The 17795-nt window shown below is 63.0% G+C and carries 7 protein-coding genes, 4 rRNA genes and 3 pseudogenes; 5 read left to right on the top strand and 9 right to left on the bottom strand.

Annotated elements, in window-relative coordinates:
• Nucleotides 1–77: 77 nt before the first annotated feature.
• A 23S ribosomal RNA gene (locus SH922_RS21040) occupies nt 78–3202 on the bottom strand.
• 296 nt (nt 3203–3498) lie between these two features.
• A 16S ribosomal RNA gene (locus SH922_RS21035) occupies nt 3499–5024 on the bottom strand.
• The 16S and 23S rRNA genes sit together here, the layout of an rRNA operon.
• A gap of 495 nt (nt 5025–5519) precedes the next feature.
• On the opposite strand from SH922_RS21035, the gene SH922_RS21030 reads away from it, so the two are divergent.
• The gene (locus tag SH922_RS21030) at nt 5520–5726 is read left to right on the top strand and encodes a hypothetical protein (RefSeq protein WP_393059436.1); all 207 of its coding nucleotides are present in this window, start codon (nt 5520–5522) and stop codon (nt 5724–5726) included.
• 429 nt (nt 5727–6155) lie between these two features.
• Here SH922_RS21030 and SH922_RS21025 read toward each other — a convergent pair whose 3' ends face one another.
• From SH922_RS21025 to SH922_RS21010, 4 genes and pseudogenes are all read right to left on the bottom strand, one after another.
• Complete coding sequence (locus SH922_RS21025; RefSeq protein WP_393059435.1) at nt 6156–6938, bottom strand: sulfite exporter TauE/SafE family protein; 783 nt, start codon at nt 6936–6938, stop codon at nt 6156–6158.
• Between the two features lie 365 nt (nt 6939–7303).
• Nucleotides 7304–8163 (bottom strand): annotated as a pseudogene (locus tag SH922_RS21020) (LLM class flavin-dependent oxidoreductase).
• A gap of 245 nt (nt 8164–8408) precedes the next feature.
• Nucleotides 8409–8966 carry a GNAT family N-acetyltransferase gene (locus SH922_RS21015; RefSeq protein WP_393059434.1) on the bottom strand — a complete coding sequence of 186 codons (558 nt, stop codon included), beginning with the start codon at nt 8964–8966 and terminating at the stop codon, nt 8409–8411.
• A gap of 287 nt (nt 8967–9253) precedes the next feature.
• A pseudogene (locus SH922_RS21010) lies at nt 9254–9973 on the bottom strand (DUF4037 domain-containing protein); the annotation flags it as partial.
• Between the two features lie 100 nt (nt 9974–10073).
• Between SH922_RS21010 and SH922_RS21005 the strand changes: the two are divergent.
• The 3 genes from SH922_RS21005 (at nt 10074) to SH922_RS20995 (ending at nt 12687) form a co-directional block, all read left to right on the top strand.
• The gene (locus tag SH922_RS21005; protein WP_393059433.1) at nt 10074–10619 is read left to right on the top strand and encodes a hypothetical protein; all 546 of its coding nucleotides are present in this window, start codon (nt 10074–10076) and stop codon (nt 10617–10619) included.
• Nucleotides 10568–11884: a protein kinase gene (locus SH922_RS21000; RefSeq protein ID WP_393059432.1), complete on the top strand. Its 1317-nt coding sequence runs from the start codon at nt 10568–10570 to the stop codon at nt 11882–11884. Before SH922_RS21005 ends, SH922_RS21000 begins: the two co-directional genes overlap by 52 nt.
• A gap of 269 nt (nt 11885–12153) precedes the next feature.
• Complete coding sequence (locus SH922_RS20995; RefSeq protein ID WP_393059431.1) at nt 12154–12687, top strand: hypothetical protein; 534 nt, start codon at nt 12154–12156, stop codon at nt 12685–12687.
• A gap of 59 nt (nt 12688–12746) precedes the next feature.
• Here the strand turns inward: SH922_RS20995 and SH922_RS20990 are convergent, their stop codons facing one another.
• On the bottom strand, nt 12747–13856 hold the full coding sequence (locus SH922_RS20990) for a transposase (protein ID WP_393063645.1): 1110 nt from the start codon (nt 13854–13856) through the stop codon (nt 12747–12749).
• 257 nt (nt 13857–14113) lie between these two features.
• On the opposite strand from SH922_RS20990, the pseudogene SH922_RS20985 reads away from it, so the two are divergent.
• A pseudogene (locus SH922_RS20985) lies at nt 14114–14188 on the top strand (integrase); the annotation flags it as partial.
• Nucleotides 14189–14464: 276 nt separating this feature from the next.
• Here SH922_RS20985 and rrf read toward each other — a convergent pair.
• Both rrf and SH922_RS20975 read right to left on the bottom strand, forming a co-directional pair.
• Nucleotides 14465–14581, bottom strand: a 5S ribosomal RNA gene (gene rrf / locus SH922_RS20980).
• Between the two features lie 79 nt (nt 14582–14660).
• Nucleotides 14661–17785, bottom strand: a 23S ribosomal RNA gene (locus SH922_RS20975).
• Between the last annotated feature and the right edge of the window lie 10 nt (nt 17786–17795).

Raw genomic sequence — 17795 nt, 5'->3', positions numbered from 1 at the left:
ACTATGAAATTAACCAACACCGGAACAAAACACGGCCGTTCGTTATTTCAGAACTAACACAGTGGACGCGAGCAACTGAGGACAAGCCCTCGGCCTATTAGTACCAGTCAGCTCCACCCGTTACCGGGCTTCCACATCTGGCCTATCAACCCAGTCGTCTACTGGGAGCCTTAACCCTTCAAGAGGGTGGGAATACTCATCTCGAAGCAGGCTTCCCGCTTAGATGCTTTCAGCGGTTATCCTTTCCGAACGTAGCCAACCAGCCATGCCCTTGGCAGGACAACTGGCACACCAGAGGTTCGTCCGTCCCGGTCCTCTCGTACTAGGGACAGCCCTTCTCAATATTCCTACGCGCACAGCGGATAGGGACCGAACTGTCTCACGACGTTCTAAACCCAGCTCGCGTACCGCTTTAATGGGCGAACAGCCCAACCCTTGGGACCGACTCCAGCCCCAGGATGCGACGAGCCGACATCGAGGTGCCAAACCATCCCGTCGATATGGACTCTTGGGGAAGATCAGCCTGTTATCCCCGGGGTACCTTTTATCCGTTGAGCGACAGCGCTTCCACAAGCCACTGCCGGATCACTAGTCCCGACTTTCGTCCCTGCTCGACCCGTCGGTCTCACAGTCAAGCTCCCTTGTGCACTTACACTCAACACCTGATTGCCAACCAGGCTGAGGGAACCTTTGGGCGCCTCCGTTACTCTTTAGGAGGCAACCGCCCCAGTTAAACTACCCATCAGACACTGTCCCTGATCCGGATCACGGACCCAGGTTAGACATCCAGCACGACCAGAGTGGTATTTCAACGACGACTCCACAACCACTGGCGTGGCCGCTTCAAAGTCTCCCACCTATCCTACACAAGCCGAACCGAACACCAATATCAAACTATAGTAAAGGTCCCGGGGTCTTTCCGTCCTGCTGCGCGAAACGAGCATCTTTACTCGTAGTGCAATTTCACCGGGCCTATGGTTGAGACAGTCGAGAAGTCGTTACGCCATTCGTGCAGGTCGGAACTTACCCGACAAGGAATTTCGCTACCTTAGGATGGTTATAGTTACCACCGCCGTTTACTGGCGCTTAAGTTCTCAGCTTCGCCGACCCGAAAGTCAGCTAACCGGTCCCCTTAACGTTCCAGCACCGGGCAGGCGTCAGTCCGTATACATCGCCTTACGGCTTCGCACGGACCTGTGTTTTTAGTAAACAGTCGCTTCTCGCTGGTCTCTGCGGCCACCCCCAGCTCACCGAGTAAATCGGATCACCAGTGATGGCCCCCCTTCTCCCGAAGTTACGGGGGCATTTTGCCGAGTTCCTTAACCATAGTTCACCCGAACGCCTCGGTATTCTCTACCTGACCACCTGAGTCGGTTTAGGGTACGGGCCGCCATGAAACTCGCTAGAGGCTTTTCTTGACAGCATAGGATCATCCACTTCACCACAATCGGCTCGGCATCAGGTCTCAGCCTTAATGTGTGACGGATTTACCTACCACACGGCCTACACCCTTACCCCGGGACTACCACCGCCCGGGCTGGACTACCTTCCTGCGTCACCCCATCGCTTACCTAGTACAAGTCTGGTTCGTCGGCTCCACCACTACCCTCAACTCCGAAGAGATCGGGCCGGCTTCACGGACTTAGCATCGCCTGATTCAGTATTGGGCGTTTCAAAGCGGGTACCGGAATATCAACCGGTTGTCCATCGACTACGCCTGTCGGCCTCGCCTTAGGTCCCGACTTACCCTGGGCAGATCAGCTTGACCCAGGAACCCTTAGTCAATCGGCGCACACGTTTCTCACGTGTGTATCGCTACTCATGCCTGCATTCTCACTCGTGAACCGTCCACAACTCGCTTCCGCGGCTGCTTCACCCGGCACACGACGCTCCCCTACCCATCCCAGCCCCCGTTGGGGGTATGTGCTGGAATGACACGACTTCGGCGGTACGCTTGAGCCCCGCTACATTGTCGGCGCGGAATCACTTGACCAGTGAGCTATTACGCACTCTTTCAAGGGTGGCTGCTTCTAAGCCAACCTCCTGGTTGTCTCTGCGACTCCACATCCTTTCCCACTTAGCGTACGCTTAGGGGCCTTAGTCGATGCTCTGGGCTGTTTCCCTCTCGACCATGGAGCTTATCCCCCACAGTCTCACTGCCGTGCTCTCACTTACCGGCATTCGGAGTTTGGCTAAGGTCAGTAACCCGGTAGGGCCCATCGCCTATCCAGTGCTCTACCTCCGGCAAGAAACACACGACGCTGCACCTAAATGCATTTCGGGGAGAACCAGCTATCACGGAGTTTGATTGGCCTTTCACCCCTAACCACAGGTCATCCCCCAGGTTTTCAACCCTGGTGGGTTCGGTCCTCCACGAAGTCTTACCTCCGCTTCAACCTGCCCATGGCTAGATCACTCCGCTTCGGGTCTTGAGCGCGCTACTAAATCGCCCTATTCGGACTCGCTTTCGCTACGGCTTCCCCACACGGGTTAACCTCGCAACACACCGCAAACTCGCAGGCTCATTCTTCAAAAGGCACGCAGTCACGACTGCATGTGCAAGCACATACAGCGACGCTCCCACGGCTTGTAGGCACACGGTTTCAGGTACTATTTCACTCCGCTCCCGCGGTACTTTTCACCATTCCCTCACGGTACTATCCGCTATCGGTCACCAGGGAATATTTAGGCTTAACGGGTGGTCCCGCCAGATTCACACGGGATTTCTCGGGCCCCGTGCTACTTGGGTGTCTCTTAAACGAGCCGTTAATGTTTCAGCTACGGGGGTCTTACCCTCTACGCCGGACCTTTCGCATGTCCTTCGCCTACATCAACGGTTTCTGACTCGTCTCACAGCCGGCAGACCGTGAAAAAGAGATCCCACAACCCCGCATGCGCAACCCCTGCCGGGTATCACACGCATACGGTTTGGCCTGATCCAGTTTCGCTCGCCACTACTCCCGGAATCACGGTTGTTTTCTCTTCCTGAGGGTACTGAGATGTTTCACTTCCCCTCGTTCCCTCCACACTGCCTATGTGTTCAGCAGTGGGTGACAGCCCATGACGACTGCCGGGTTTCCCCATTCGGACACCCCCGGATCAAAGCTTGGTTGACAGCTCCCCGGGGCCTATCGTGGCCTCCCACGTCCTTCATCGGTTCCTGGTGCCAAGGCATCCACCGTGCGCCCTTAAAAACTTGGCCACAGATGCTCGCGTCCACTGTGCAGTTCTCAAACAACGACCAGCCACCCATCACCCCACCCTTACAGGCGAGTTCACTGGGGCCGGCAACCGAAGGACGACCTTTACGGCCGTACCTTCAGATACCCAACAGCGTGCCCGACCCGACCGATCACCCTCACGTTCCACGCCGAAGCAGTACTAGTGAAAACAACCTGTCGTGCCGAATAGTCAACGTTCCACCCATGAGCTAACCACCGCCGAACATTTGCCGGCGTAGTGGCTCTGGATTCCTTGCGGAATCTAGATGCTCCTTAGAAAGGAGGTGATCCAGCCGCACCTTCCGGTACGGCTACCTTGTTACGACTTCGTCCCAATCGCCAGTCCCACCTTCGACAGCTCCCTCCCACAAGGGGTTGGGCCACCGGCTTCGGGTGTTACCGACTTTCGTGACGTGACGGGCGGTGTGTACAAGGCCCGGGAACGTATTCACCGCAGCAATGCTGATCTGCGATTACTAGCAACTCCGACTTCATGGGGTCGAGTTGCAGACCCCAATCCGAACTGAGACCGGCTTTTTGAGATTCGCTCCGCCTCGCGGCATCGCAGCTCATTGTACCGGCCATTGTAGCACGTGTGCAGCCCAAGACATAAGGGGCATGATGACTTGACGTCGTCCCCACCTTCCTCCGAGTTGACCCCGGCAGTCTCCTGTGAGTCCCCATCACCCCGAAGGGCATGCTGGCAACACAGAACAAGGGTTGCGCTCGTTGCGGGACTTAACCCAACATCTCACGACACGAGCTGACGACAGCCATGCACCACCTGTATACCGACCACAAGGGGGGCACCATCTCTGATGCTTTCCGGTATATGTCAAGCCTTGGTAAGGTTCTTCGCGTTGCGTCGAATTAAGCCACATGCTCCGCTGCTTGTGCGGGCCCCCGTCAATTCCTTTGAGTTTTAGCCTTGCGGCCGTACTCCCCAGGCGGGGAACTTAATGCGTTAGCTGCGGCACCGACGACGTGGAATGTCGCCAACACCTAGTTCCCAACGTTTACGGCGTGGACTACCAGGGTATCTAATCCTGTTCGCTCCCCACGCTTTCGCTCCTCAGCGTCAGTAATGGCCCAGAGATCCGCCTTCGCCACCGGTGTTCCTCCTGATATCTGCGCATTTCACCGCTACACCAGGAATTCCGATCTCCCCTACCACACTCTAGCCTGCCCGTATCGACTGCAGACCCGGGGTTAAGCCCCGGGCTTTCACAACCGACGCAACAAGCCGCCTACGAGCTCTTTACGCCCAATAATTCCGGACAACGCTTGCGCCCTACGTATTACCGCGGCTGCTGGCACGTAGTTAGCCGGCGCTTCTTCTGCAGGTACCGTCACTTTCGCTTCTTCCCTGCTGAAAGAGGTTTACAACCCGAAGGCCGTCATCCCTCACGCGGCGTCGCTGCATCAGGCTTTCGCCCATTGTGCAATATTCCCCACTGCTGCCTCCCGTAGGAGTCTGGGCCGTGTCTCAGTCCCAGTGTGGCCGGTCGCCCTCTCAGGCCGGCTACCCGTCGTCGCCTTGGTAGGCCATTACCCCACCAACTAGCTGATAGGCCGCGGGCTCATCCTTCACCGCCGGAGCTTTTAACCTTCCCCCATGAGAGGGAAAGTGTTATCCGGTATTAGACCCCGTTTCCAGGGCTTGTCCCAGAGTGAAGGGCAGATTGCCCACGTGTTACTCACCCGTTCGCCACTAATCCACCCCGAAGGGCTTCATCGTTCGACTTGCATGTGTTAAGCACGCCGCCAGCGTTCGTCCTGAGCCAGGATCAAACTCTCCGTGAATGTTTTCCCGTAATCGGGTAGACACCACGAGAGCGGAACGACCAGGTCGGAATATGACCGATCGTCCACTGAATCCTCGCTGTGTGCATTGCCTACCAGGCCAGAGACCTGTTAGGACTTTTCAAAGGAACCTCGAACCTGCCGAAGCAGGTCGGGGTATCAACATATCTGGCGTTGACTTTTGGCACGCTGTTGAGTTCTCAAGGAACGGACGCTTCCTTTGTACTCACCCTCTCGGGCTTTCCTCCGGGCGCTTCCCTTCGGTCTTGCGTTTCCGACTCTATCAGACTCTTTCGTGTCCGATTCCCGGTCGAAGCGGGTCTCGCATTTTCGCTTTCCAGTTCTTCGCTTTCGCGCTTTCCCTTTCCAGCGAGCTCAACTCTACCAGAGTATTTCGGGCCTGATTCCCACTGCCGAATCGGCCCTGACGACCCGTCGTCCGGCTGATCGTCGTCGTGACGCCAGCCTGCTGACGGTACGTCACGCGGGGCAACCGTGCCCCGGTGGTCCTGGCGGGCCTGTGCAGCAACGATACCTACGTCCAACTCGCCGGCGGATTCGGGCCCCGGGTTCGCCACGGTCTACCGCTGCATCCGCGAGGCGGCAGAGGTCCTGGCCGTGGTCACACTGCCCGCGGAGATCAGGGACGGCGTTGTGGCGGTCATCCTGGCGTACGACACCCAGCTGGTCACCACGGGCTGAAGAAGCGTCCCGTCCTGGCAGGAGTGACGGTTGCGCAGCACGGCCGTGGATGACTGCGAAGTGTTGGTCCAAGTACAACAAGCAGTGCGAGGAGCTCCTGGCGGGCCTACGACGGCATGGGGGCGCTCTGAGTCGGTGGGCGCTGCGGCGCTCTGGTGCGGTGGTCCACGGATGCGGGCAGCCGGCATCAGGTGGAGTGGAATGTTGAAGAGGGACGTGGCCTGGGACAGCAGCACCCGGCCGTCCACGCGCTCCTCACCACCGGTTGCTTTCGATGGAACGTGGGTCGAGGCCCGTGTGGTGCGGAACAGCGGCAGCCTGTGGCCCTACGAGGCGGCGGTGCATGAGCCGGCCGAGAGGCCGCTCGGCCACCCGACCCCGCGGGATCGACGGCACCTGGGTGCCGGGGGACGAGGGGACACAGCACGGTCAGCGGAGGGTCTGAACTGCGTAGAGGGCCCCGACACCGGTGGCGAGTGTGCCGAGCAGGAGCCGAAGCGCGGTCTCGGGGAGGTGCGGCTGGAGGCGTGCGCCGAGATATCCGCCGACGAGCCCTCCGGCTCCGCAGGTCAGGCCCAGCAGCCAGTCGGGGGCTACGTCGCCCGTAGTCGCCAGGGAGAGCAGTGCGTAGGTGGCCGCGCCGACGATGGAGGTCACGAAGGTGGACGCCAGGGCGGCGGGAGCGACGGTGGCGACCGGGATGCCGCGGCCGACGAGGATCGGGCCCAGCAGAGAACCACCCCCGATTCCATAGATGCCGCCGACGACACCGACGGCCAAGGCCAGCGACTTCGTCGCGCGGGGCGAAGGCTGGTCAGGGGTGTGCGAGGGCGTCGAGCGTATGGTCCTCAGCCACAACCACAGTCCGAGCGGCAGCAGGAGGGCGGCGACGAGGAGGCGGAAGACACGCGGCCCGGGAACGGCGAAAACACGGATCACCGCGCCGGCGACGACGCCGGGGATCGTGCCGGCGATGAGCAGACGGGTCAGCGGACCGCCCAGCCGCCCGGCTCGCCAGTGGCGCAGAAGGGCACCGGGGCCGGCCACGACGTTGTAGAGCAGGTTCGTCGGTGTCACGGCCGGGCTCGGCACTCCCAGCACGCTGACCTGAACGGGCAGCAGGAAGACTGCTCCGGAGACGCCCACGGGCGCGGTGGTCACCGATACCAGGAGCCCGGCGCCGAACCCGAGCAATCCCGTCGACCAGTCCACAACGATCCCCTCAGTACCGACCGATCGGCACCCGGAACAGGCTCCGGATCAAGTGCCTTCCGTTCGTTCTCGTGAACATCGACCCCGCCTCGATCCAACCGCCTCTCGAGCCGGTGAACAACTGCTGTCCAAACTCGGGCTCTGGTCCACTTCTTGTGGCGGGTAACGCTGCGTTATGGCTCGATATCGATGAGCGCGAGGGTGGGAGGCGCTGGGACGAGCACTGCGAAGACGGTTGAGGTTCGCGCGCCATTGCTTCCAGTCTTCGGGGCGAACCCAGTTGGGTGCAGCTCTCCTGCGGGGAGAGGCCTGAGTTCTGCCACCCGACCCTGGCAGGCTGGCACCTGCGCCTTGGTGTGGGGCGCCTATTCGAGTACCGGCGGCCCCGCCTCGATGCGCCGCAGCACCGGAGCCAGGCAGTCCACATCGGGGCCGGGATCGAGTTGCCTTTCGTCCCACCAGGTGGCACCCGCGTCGCGCAGCGGGCCGATCACATCCTTGGCCCCGGCAGCGTCCGCCGGAGTGGCGCCGCCGACTACGAGGTCGAAGGGGCGCTGGGTGTCTCCTTCTCGATGACCGCGCACATAGGTGATCAACTCGCGCACGTCCTCGCGGTCCGGCGGGCATCCGTGCAGGGCGTTCTTGAACAAGGGAACCGCGCCGTCCCACCGCGCGGCCCGTCGCATGGGCGGACGGTTCGGCCAGAATCCCCCGATCCACACCGGCGGCCGGGGCCGCTGCACGGTGGCAGGCTCACGTTCCGCGCCTGGTAGTGCCGACCGTGGTGGTCGACGGCCTCTCCCGTCCAGAACCGCCCCAACAACTCCAGCCCTTCGTCCAGCCGCTCGGCGAGCACACGTCGATCGGTGGAGTCGCCGAAGCTGCCGTACTCGTCATCGACCGGCCCACCCAGCCCTGCCGCGAAGACGACCCTGCCTCTGCTGAGGTTGTCCAAGGTGGCCACCTGCCGCGCAAGTTGCTGCGGCCGATAACGAGCTACCGGAGTGAGCAGCGTCCCCACCCGGATCCGTGACGTCGCGAGTGCGGCCGCGGTCAGCAGCAGCCACGCGTCCCCGAAGGGACGCCCCGAGTACGCCCGGTAATGGACGTGATCCCAGACGAAGAGCCCGTCCCATCCGGACTCCTCGGCCGCCGCCGCTACGGTTGCCACGTTTCGGGGGTCGGCGAAGTCACCGAAGTTCGGGATATTGATCGAGAAGCGCATCCGGGCATCGTGGGCTGCCCCCACCTGACCAGGCAACCACACGAACTGGACCAGAGCCCAGGCGCACGGCCAGGGGTCGCCGTCGAACTGGCAGTCATCGCGGTCGTCCCCCGGCAGCTCCGGGTCGCCCACTGCCGACGACGCCTCGCCCTACCCCGGCCGCCCGACCTTCCCCGGCAAGCCTGAAGCGGCACCCCCACGAGCAGTGCGCCCGACGGGACCGCGGGCTCAGTTCATGGGCTGTTTCAACTCAGGTCGAGGAGCATCACGTCGTGGAGGTCCGCGCCTGTCCCCCATGGCCGTGCCTCGCCGATCTTGCGGTATCCCCACGCCCGGTAGGCAGCCGACGCTGCCTTGCTGTCCGGGTGGACGTTCAACAACACCCGCTCCGCCTCGATGCTGTCGAGCAGCGTCTCGTGCAGACGCCGTGCGATGCCCTGCCCGCGCCACGGTCCGCGCACGGCCAGTTCCATCAGCCCGAAGGTGCGTCGCCCGTCCTCCCGTCGCAGGTCGTCGGACACTGGCTCGGTCAGCTCGTCCCACCAGCCCGTGTCGGGGTCGAGCGGGTAGCCGTACGCCATGCCGATCGGTTCGCCGTCCTCGGTACGGGCCAAGGCGGCGCGGAAGGTGTGCTTGCGCGCCTGGGAGGGAAATCGGCGGAAGGCACCGGCAACCTCGTCCTCGGTCTCGTTGTAGGGAGGCTCGGCAAACGCCTCGGCATAGATCAACCTGAACGCGTTCTCGACCTGCGCTGCGGCTGATCCGTCCATGCGCGCTATGGCGATGGTCCCCTGCTGCCTCATGTGATGCCCTTCGGACGGTCTCGCGGGTCGGGTCGCGGCACACCCGTCCCCGGCCCCTGGCTCGCGCAAAACTCCCGGATCCTACCCAGCAACCGCGGAGAAGAGACGGCACAGCATGCGTTCAGAACGGCGCACATGAAGAATGCCGGGACGGGTGAGGTCGTCCCTCGGTCGAGGCACCAGCCGCGCATCCAATGAACCCGGCCCCCCAGGCGCGGGGACGGCGCCGATGCAGTCAAATCCGATCCACGCATCGCTCTCCTCCCCATCGCTTTGGGATGGAGGTCTCAGGGGGAGAGCAGACCGTTGGTGGCAGCGCGTGTCAGTCCCGGATCGCTGAGGACGTCCGCGCTGTCGACGAACTGGTCGACGGCGCCCGTCTTCGGCAGGGCTCTGATGTCAGTATCGGTGATGCGGGTGCTCAGCGCCGCGGTGAAACGTTCCGCGTGCAGGACCTGGAATGGTCTGGCGTGGTAGGGCCGCGTGGCGAGATCGACAGGGTCGGTCAGGCCCAGCTGGTTGTGTGTGGCCGCGACGGCCTCATAGGCGCGGGCCAGGTGGTGCTCGCGGGTGTGCCAGTCGGTGGCGGCGAGCGCCGCCGTGAGGACCGGGGTGAGGGCGGGCGCCTGGGGAGTGCCGGCGAAGGCACTGCCGAGCCACTTGCTGTACGGCGGGTAGCGCCGCTCCATGAGCAGACAGAGCCGCATCAGATCGCGCACCAGGCGGGCGGCGACGACAGCGGAGCCGAGTTCGTCGCCCACTTCGCCGCAGCGGCCGACGAAGGCTTCCTCCTGGGCGACGCGCTGCCACTGGCAGGCGAGTAGGTGGAGCCAGAGGTCGTGGGGGTACCAGTCGAGGTTGGCGCGGGCTGGTACGAGTTCACCGAGCCCGCCGTGGAAGACGGCACCGGCAGTGACCTCGGCGAAGAGCTGAGCCGGGGTGGCCAGCCAGTCCGCCAGGGTGATGTCGGTACGTGGGTCGAAGCCCAGTTGCGTGGTGAACCAAGAGCCGCGGAACATCGCCGAGGCCGTGGAGAAGACGGTCGGATCCCACCACGGCTGCATCCGGGCCGCATTCGCGAAGCCCCTGGTCACAGCGGAGCCAACCGTGCGGGACCCGGTCGCCACGGAGCAGTCCGAGGCGGTGGCCCTGCCGTTCGTCCCACCCGACGGCATGCTCGACGTCATGGGCCGGCCCCGGCGCCTGGTGGCCCGTACGGCAGAGAGATACGCAGCGGTCCAGGCACTGCTGGCCGACGGGCAGCCCCTGGCGGCCATCGGCCGGAGACTGCGGCTGGACCACTCCACCGTCCGCCGTTTCGCCCGAGCCAACAGCCTCGATGAACTCCTGGCCAAGGCCACCGGCCGACTGTCCGTTCTGGACGAGCACAAGCCCTGCCTTCACGCCCGCCGGCTGGACGTCTGTCACGACATTCCCCAGCTCCACCGCGAACTCCTTCGTCCCCAGTGTGGTTGCGCCGATCTTCGTGATCCCGGCCTCACGACACAGTGGTTGCGATACGACCGGATGTGCGATGGTCGGGGGCATCGTGCAGCACCGGCCGCCCAGCGGACGGGAGTTGCCGCAATGACGGGGGTGTCATGGAAGAGCTGGGTGTCGGTGACCCGCAGCAGGTGGGCGGGTTCCGGCTGATCGGGGTGCTGGGGTCCGGCGGAATGGGACGGGTGTTCCTCGGCCGGGCTCCCGACGGCGCGGCGGTGGCGGTGAAGATGGTGCACCAGTACCTACTCAACGGTGACGGGGACGAATTCCGGCACCGGTTCACCCGCGAGGTAGACGCGGCGTGGGAGGTGGGTTCAGAGTTCACGGCGGCGGTGGTGGACGCCGACCCGGACGCGGAAGTGCCGTGGCTGGCGACGGAGTTCGTTCCGGGCATCACCCTGAACGAGGCGGTGGTGCGGTTCGGGCCGCTGCCGGAGGCATCACTCCTTGAGCTGGCGGCGGGTCTGCTGTCCTCGTTGGCCGGCATCCACACCGCCGGGCTGGTGCACCGGGACGTCAAACCGTCCAACGTCATGCTGGGGGTGGACGGGCCGAGGGTGATCGACTTCGGGATCGCGCGCCTGTCGGGGTCGACCGCCCTGACCCGGACGGGGCAGACGGTGGGCACGATGGGCTTCATGTCGCCCGAGCAGTTCGAACGCTCCAACGTCGGACCGGAGTCGGACGTGTTCTCCGCCGGCGCGGTCCTGGCCTACGCCGCCACCGGACGGCCGCCGTTTCCCGGCGATTCCCTTCCCGTGCTGTTCGCCAACCTCACCCAGCGGGCGCCCGACCTTGATGGAGTGCCGCGTGCGCTCGCCCCTCTGTTGGAGGCGGCCCTGGCGAAGGACCCTGTTGCCCGGCCCACCGCCGCGGCGGCCCGCAGCCTGGTGCCCCCGTCGCCGACCCACATCGGCGCGGACACCGGCTGGCTGCCCCCGGCCGTCACCCTTGCGATCCTGCGCGCCGCCGCCGACGTACTGCGCGCCCCGGGTCCGACGATTGCACCTGGCGATGCCGTCACCACCATCCTGCCGCCTTCACCGACGGTGTCCGCCGGCGCGCCTGCACCGTCCTCCGGCGCAGTAACGCCCGTAGCGGGCACCACCCCGAACCCGTCTCCCGCAGAACCGGCAGAGCGCAGGACTACCGTCGGCAAAGTGTTGTGGGGAGTCGGCGCTGCACTGTTGGGGACAGTGGTGATGGTCGGCACATTCGTCGGGCTTGCCACAGGCGAATCCTCACTGGAGGAGAAGTTCGGATGGTGGTCCATGGCCGTCGTCTTGGGGGCCTTTCCGCTGTCAGACGGCCTGGCGGATCTGTCCGGATTCTGGTTGTCGGACAAGGCCGCAACCAGGCTTGGAGCTGTCGTGGCATCGGCCTGCCTCCTGGCTGTGGTGTTGTCCAGCGTGTAGGTGCGACAGTCAACCAACCGGCCCGGGCGGGTACCGGTTCTGGACTTTCCAGCGGCTCCGCAGTGCCTATGTGTTCGCGAGTTCGGCCGCTGACGAGGACGAAGGAGTTCGGAGTGGGGAATTGCGGGCTCTGTCGGGGATCTTGTGATGTCACAGGACGGCGAACATAGGATCACCCACCGCAGACCCGTCCGGGCAGGTCCTTCTGTACCGTGGCGACCTCTTATCCATGGCGCCATGGGAGGGACCATCGCGAGGGGCGGGTCGAGTTGACGCACGAGGACGTCCACGCCGGTGAGCACGGTACCCGCGCGCGGTGCCTGCCCGAGCCGTGGATGTGCGATGTCTTCCATCTCGATGGCAGCCTGAGGGACATTCGGATCCTCGACACGACCCGCGTCGAGTGGATCGCGGTCCTCGAAAGCCTGCGTGTCGTAGCCGACGAGACCGAGGTGGAGCACCCCTACCCCCGGCTCGATCCCGTGCGGCCGGACTTCGCCGACCTCTTCCGCGTCTGGGCAGATGAGCCGGAGGGCCAGGGGACGAGTTTCGCCTTCCGGGCCCGCTTCGGCGCCGTGTGGTTCTTCGCCCTGCCGTACGAAGAGGAGGAGATCGAGTTCTCCGTCTGGCCCGAGGACGTGCTTGACGGTGCGGGGGTGGCCGCCGTGCTGCGGTTCCTGGTCGAGGTCGCGACGGCCAGTCAACGACGGGCCCTGCTGACCGCCGAAGTCGTCCGGTATGACCCGGGGCTACCGACGCTGATCTCCCACGACCCTGTTACCGGCCTCACGTCCCACATCTGAAGGGTGTGGTGGACGGTTCGCGTCATTCGGCTCTGTCGGGCATTTGCGATTCCGCACGGTCATGGGGCGAGAAGTACGCGTTGGCGTAGGAGGTCGAGATTGGCTCGGCCGTAGGCCATGCGTTTGAGGAGTTTGACCCGGGTGACGTGGCCCTCGACCTGGCCCGGACTCCATGGTGTGGAGAGTCCGGCGGTGACAGCGTCGGAGTCTCGTCGCATGCTGCCGACCAGGGAGTGGAGGGCTGGAAGGTTGTCGGCAAGCACGCGTTCCATCCAGTCCGGGAGCTCGTCGCCCCGGAGGTGGTGGAGCATCTCGGCGAAGTCGTGGACGTGCCGTGCAGCGGCGTCGAGGTGAGGGCAGGCCATGCGGATCTCCTTCAGTTCGGCGGCGTCCGTGGGGGCGAAGTGCTGGGGGTTCGTCATGATCCAGCGGACGACACGTCGGGGCTTCGGGACCGGCCTGGGCTGTGGCCGGGAGACCGGCTGCTGCTTCCGTCCTGGTCGGCGGGGAGGTCTGAAGGCGCGGAAGCAGCGGCGGAGGCACTGAACCCTCCCGGTGAACCCGCGCTCGCGCAGCCCCCGGTGGAGCTGGGGAATGTCGTGACAGCCCCCCAGCCGGCGGGCGTGCAGGAAGGGCTTGTACTCGTCCAGCACGGAAAGCCGGCCGGTGGCCTTGGCCAGGAGTTCGTCCAGGCTGCTGGCTCGGGCGAAACGGCGGACGGTGGAGTGGTCCAGCCGCAGTGTCCGGCCAATCCCCGCCAGGGACTGCCCGTCGGCCAGCAGCGCCTGGACCGCTGCGTATCTCTCTGCCGTACGGGCCACCAGGCGCCGGGGCCGGCCCATGACGTCGAGCATGCCGTCCGGCGGGACGAACGGCACGGCCACCGCCTCAGACGGCTCCGGCGTGACCAGGTCCCTCGCGGTTACCTCCGCCATGACCGGGGGCTCCGCGAACGCGGCCCGGATGCACCCGTGGTGAGAGCCGACCGTTCTCTCCACCGCCTCGGCGATGTTCCGCCACAGATGCCACGCGTCCGCGACCTGCATCGCCTGCGGGGCACCGGTTCGTGCCCCCTCCGCGTAAGCGCCGGCCCGATCCCGGCAGATCACCTCCACTTCCGGGTGCCGACGAAGCCACGCTGCCAGCGACTCGGCGTTCCGGCCGGGCAGAACATCGACCGGACGGCGGGCCTCAAGATCAACCAGGTCGTCGCGTAGGAGTTGCCCTTGCGCAGAGCGAAATCGTCCACTTCCAGAAACCTGACGGGGCCGGTCGGCGGCTGCGGAACCGAGCGGAGCAGGTCCAGTAGCGTGCCTTTGGCGATGCGAACAGCGAGGGTTGCCGCCAGGCGGGCGCCGGGACGGCCCGCCAGGCAGAGGCGATCGAGGTGAGCATCGCCCGCAGCGCCTGCGTCTGTCGGGCGTGCGTCCAGACTCGGGCCCTGCACGCGTATCTGCGCCGGCGCAATACCAACGCCCGTCACCGGGACGTCCTGGCGGCGAACGCCACGAACGCGTCGGGTGTCGTTCCGGGTGTCCCTGCTCGCCCGGGTACATCACGAGTGGAGCAGGGACACCCGTCAGTGCGTCAGAAACTGTCCCTCGCACGGCCGCGGTGGTGGCTGCCGCCGCGAGGCGGTCGATCTGGCCGGGCGCGAGCGACGAGAGCCCGCCGTACTCGTTCTGGGCGACCCGTAGGAGTCCGACCAGCCGTCTATTCTGGTCGGGAACGCAGAAAAGCCCCGTGCCACAAGGGCACGGGGCTTTTCATAAAAGGAGTTCGGCGGCGTCCTACTCTCCCACAGGGTCCCCCCTGCAGTACCATCGGCGCTGAAAGGCTTAGCTTCCGGGTTCGGAATGTAACCGGGCGTTTCCCTAACGCAATGACCACCGAAACACTATGAAATTAACCAACACCGGAACAAAACACGGCCGTTCGTTATTTCAGAACTAACACAGTGGACGCGAGCAACTGAGGACAAGCCCTCGGCCTATTAGTACCAGTCAGCTCCACCCGTTACCGGGCTTCCACATCTGGCCTATCAACCCAGTCGTCTACTGGGAGCCTTAACCCTTCAAGAGGGTGGGAATACTCATCTCGAAGCAGGCTTCCCGCTTAGATGCTTTCAGCGGTTATCCTTTCCGAACGTAGCCAACCAGCCATGCCCTTGGCAGGACAACTGGCACACCAGAGGTTCGTCCGTCCCGGTCCTCTCGTACTAGGGACAGCCCTTCTCAATATTCCTACGCGCACAGCGGATAGGGACCGAACTGTCTCACGACGTTCTAAACCCAGCTCGCGTACCGCTTTAATGGGCGAACAGCCCAACCCTTGGGACCGACTCCAGCCCCAGGATGCGACGAGCCGACATCGAGGTGCCAAACCATCCCGTCGATATGGACTCTTGGGGAAGATCAGCCTGTTATCCCCGGGGTACCTTTTATCCGTTGAGCGACAGCGCTTCCACAAGCCACTGCCGGATCACTAGTCCCGACTTTCGTCCCTGCTCGACCCGTCGGTCTCACAGTCAAGCTCCCTTGTGCACTTACACTCAACACCTGATTGCCAACCAGGCTGAGGGAACCTTTGGGCGCCTCCGTTACTCTTTAGGAGGCAACCGCCCCAGTTAAACTACCCATCAGACACTGTCCCTGATCCGGATCACGGACCCAGGTTAGACATCCAGCACGACCAGAGTGGTATTTCAACGACGACTCCACAACCACTGGCGTGGCCGCTTCAAAGTCTCCCACCTATCCTACACAAGCCGAACCGAACACCAATATCAAACTATAGTAAAGGTCCCGGGGTCTTTCCGTCCTGCTGCGCGAAACGAGCATCTTTACTCGTAGTGCAATTTCACCGGGCCTATGGTTGAGACAGTCGAGAAGTCGTTACGCCATTCGTGCAGGTCGGAACTTACCCGACAAGGAATTTCGCTACCTTAGGATGGTTATAGTTACCACCGCCGTTTACTGGCGCTTAAGTTCTCAGCTTCGCCGACCCGAAAGTCAGCTAACCGGTCCCCTTAACGTTCCAGCACCGGGCAGGCGTCAGTCCGTATACATCGCCTTACGGCTTCGCACGGACCTGTGTTTTTAGTAAACAGTCGCTTCTCGCTGGTCTCTGCGGCCACCCCCAGCTCACCGAGTAAATCGGATCACCAGTGATGGCCCCCTTTCTCCCGAAGTTACGGGGGCATTTTGCCGAGTTCCTTAACCATAGTTCACCCGAACGCCTCGGTATTCTCTACCTGACCACCTGAGTCGGTTTAGGGTACGGGCCGCCATGAAACTCGCTAGAGGCTTTTCTCGACAGCATAGGATCATCCACTTCACCACAATCGGCTCGGCATCAGGTCTCAGCCTTAATGTGTGACGGATTTACCTACCACACGGCCTACACCCTTACCCCGGGACTACCACCGCCCGGGCTGGACTACCTTCCTGCGTCACCCCATCGCTTACCTAGTACAAGTCTGGTTCGTCGGCTCCACCACTACCCTCAACTCCGAAGAGATCGGGCCGGCTTCACGGACTTAGCATCGCCTGATTCAGTATTGGGCGTTTCAAAGCGGGTACCGGAATATCAACCGGTTGTCCATCGACTACGCCTGTCGGCCTCGCCTTAGGTCCCGACTTACCCTGGGCAGATCAGCTTGACCCAGGAACCCTTAGTCAATCGGCGCACACGTTTCTCACGTGTGTATCGCTACTCATGCCTGCATTCTCACTCGTGAACCGTCCACAACTCGCTTCCGCGGCTGCTTCACCCGGCACACGACGCTCCCCTACCCATCCCAGCCCCCGTTGGGGGTATGTGCTGGAATGACACGACTTCGGCGGTACGCTTGAGCCCCGCTACATTGTCGGCGCGGAATCACTTGACCAGTGAGCTATTACGCACTCTTTCAAGGGTGGCTGCTTCTAAGCCAACCTCCTGGTTGTCTCTGCGACTCCACATCCTTTCCCACTTAGCGTACGCTTAGGGGCCTTAGTCGATGCTCTGGGCTGTTTCCCTCTCGACCATGGAGCTTATCCCCCACAGTCTCACTGCCGTGCTCTCACTTACCGGCATTCGGAGTTTGGCTAAGGTCAGTAACCCGGTAGGGCCCATCGCCTATCCAGTGCTCTACCTCCGGCAAGAAACACACGACGCTGCACCTAAATGCATTTCGGGGAGAACCAGCTATCACGGAGTTTGATTGGCCTTTCACCCCTAACCACAGGTCATCCCCCAGGTTTTCAACCCTGGTGGGTTCGGTCCTCCACGAAGTCTTACCTCCGCTTCAACCTGCCCATGGCTAGATCACTCCGCTTCGGGTCTTGAGCGCGCTACTAAATCGCCCTATTCGGACTCGCTTTCGCTACGGCTTCCCCACACGGGTTAACCTCGCAACACACCGCAAACTCGCAGGCTCATTCTTCAAAAGGCACGCAGTCACGACTGCATGTGCAAGCACATACAGCGACGCTCCCACGGCTTGTAGGCACACGGTTTCAGGTACTATTTCACTCCGCTCCCGCGGTACTTTTCACCATTCCCTCACGGTACTATCCGCTATCGGTCACCAGGGAATATTTAGGCTTAACGGGTGGTCCCGCCAGATTCACACGGGATTTCTCGGGCCCCGTGCTACTTGGGTGTCTCTTAAACGAGCCGTTGATGTTTCAGCTACGGGGGTCTTACCCTCTACGCCGGACCTTTCGCATGTCCTTCGCCTACATCAACGGTTTCTGACTCGTCTCACAGCCGGCAGACCGTGAAAAAGAGATCCCACAACCCCGCATGCGCAACCCCTGCCGGGTATCACACGCATACGGTTTGGCCTGATCCAGTTTCGCTCGCCACTACTCCCGGAATCACGGTTGTTTTCTCTTCCTGAGGGTACTGAGATGTTTCACTTCCCCTCGTTCCCTCCACACTGCCTATGTGTTCAGCAGTGGGTGACAGCCCATGACGACTGCCGGGTTTCCCCATTCGGACACCCCCGGATCAAAGCTTGGTTGACAGCTCCCCGGGGCCTATCGTGGCCTCCCACGTCCTTCATCGGTTCCTGGTGCCAAGGCATCCACCGTGCGCCCTTAAAAACTTGGCCACAGATGCTC

Source organism: Streptomyces sp. LN549 (assembly GCF_043203805.1).
Taxonomy (GTDB): domain Bacteria; phylum Actinomycetota; class Actinomycetes; order Streptomycetales; family Streptomycetaceae; genus Streptomyces.
The sequence above is the reverse complement of the archived record's forward strand: the minus strand, read 5'-3'. Positions and strand labels throughout refer to the sequence as shown.

Coding starts and splice junctions, on each gene's coding strand:
- SH922_RS21015 (WP_393059434.1), bottom strand. CDS start 8,966: ATGAGGCAGCAGGGGACCATCGCCATAGCGCGCATGGACGGATCAGCC.
- SH922_RS21000 (WP_393059432.1), top strand. CDS start 10,568: ATGGAAGAGCTGGGTGTCGGTGACCCGCAGCAGGTGGGCGGGTTCCGG.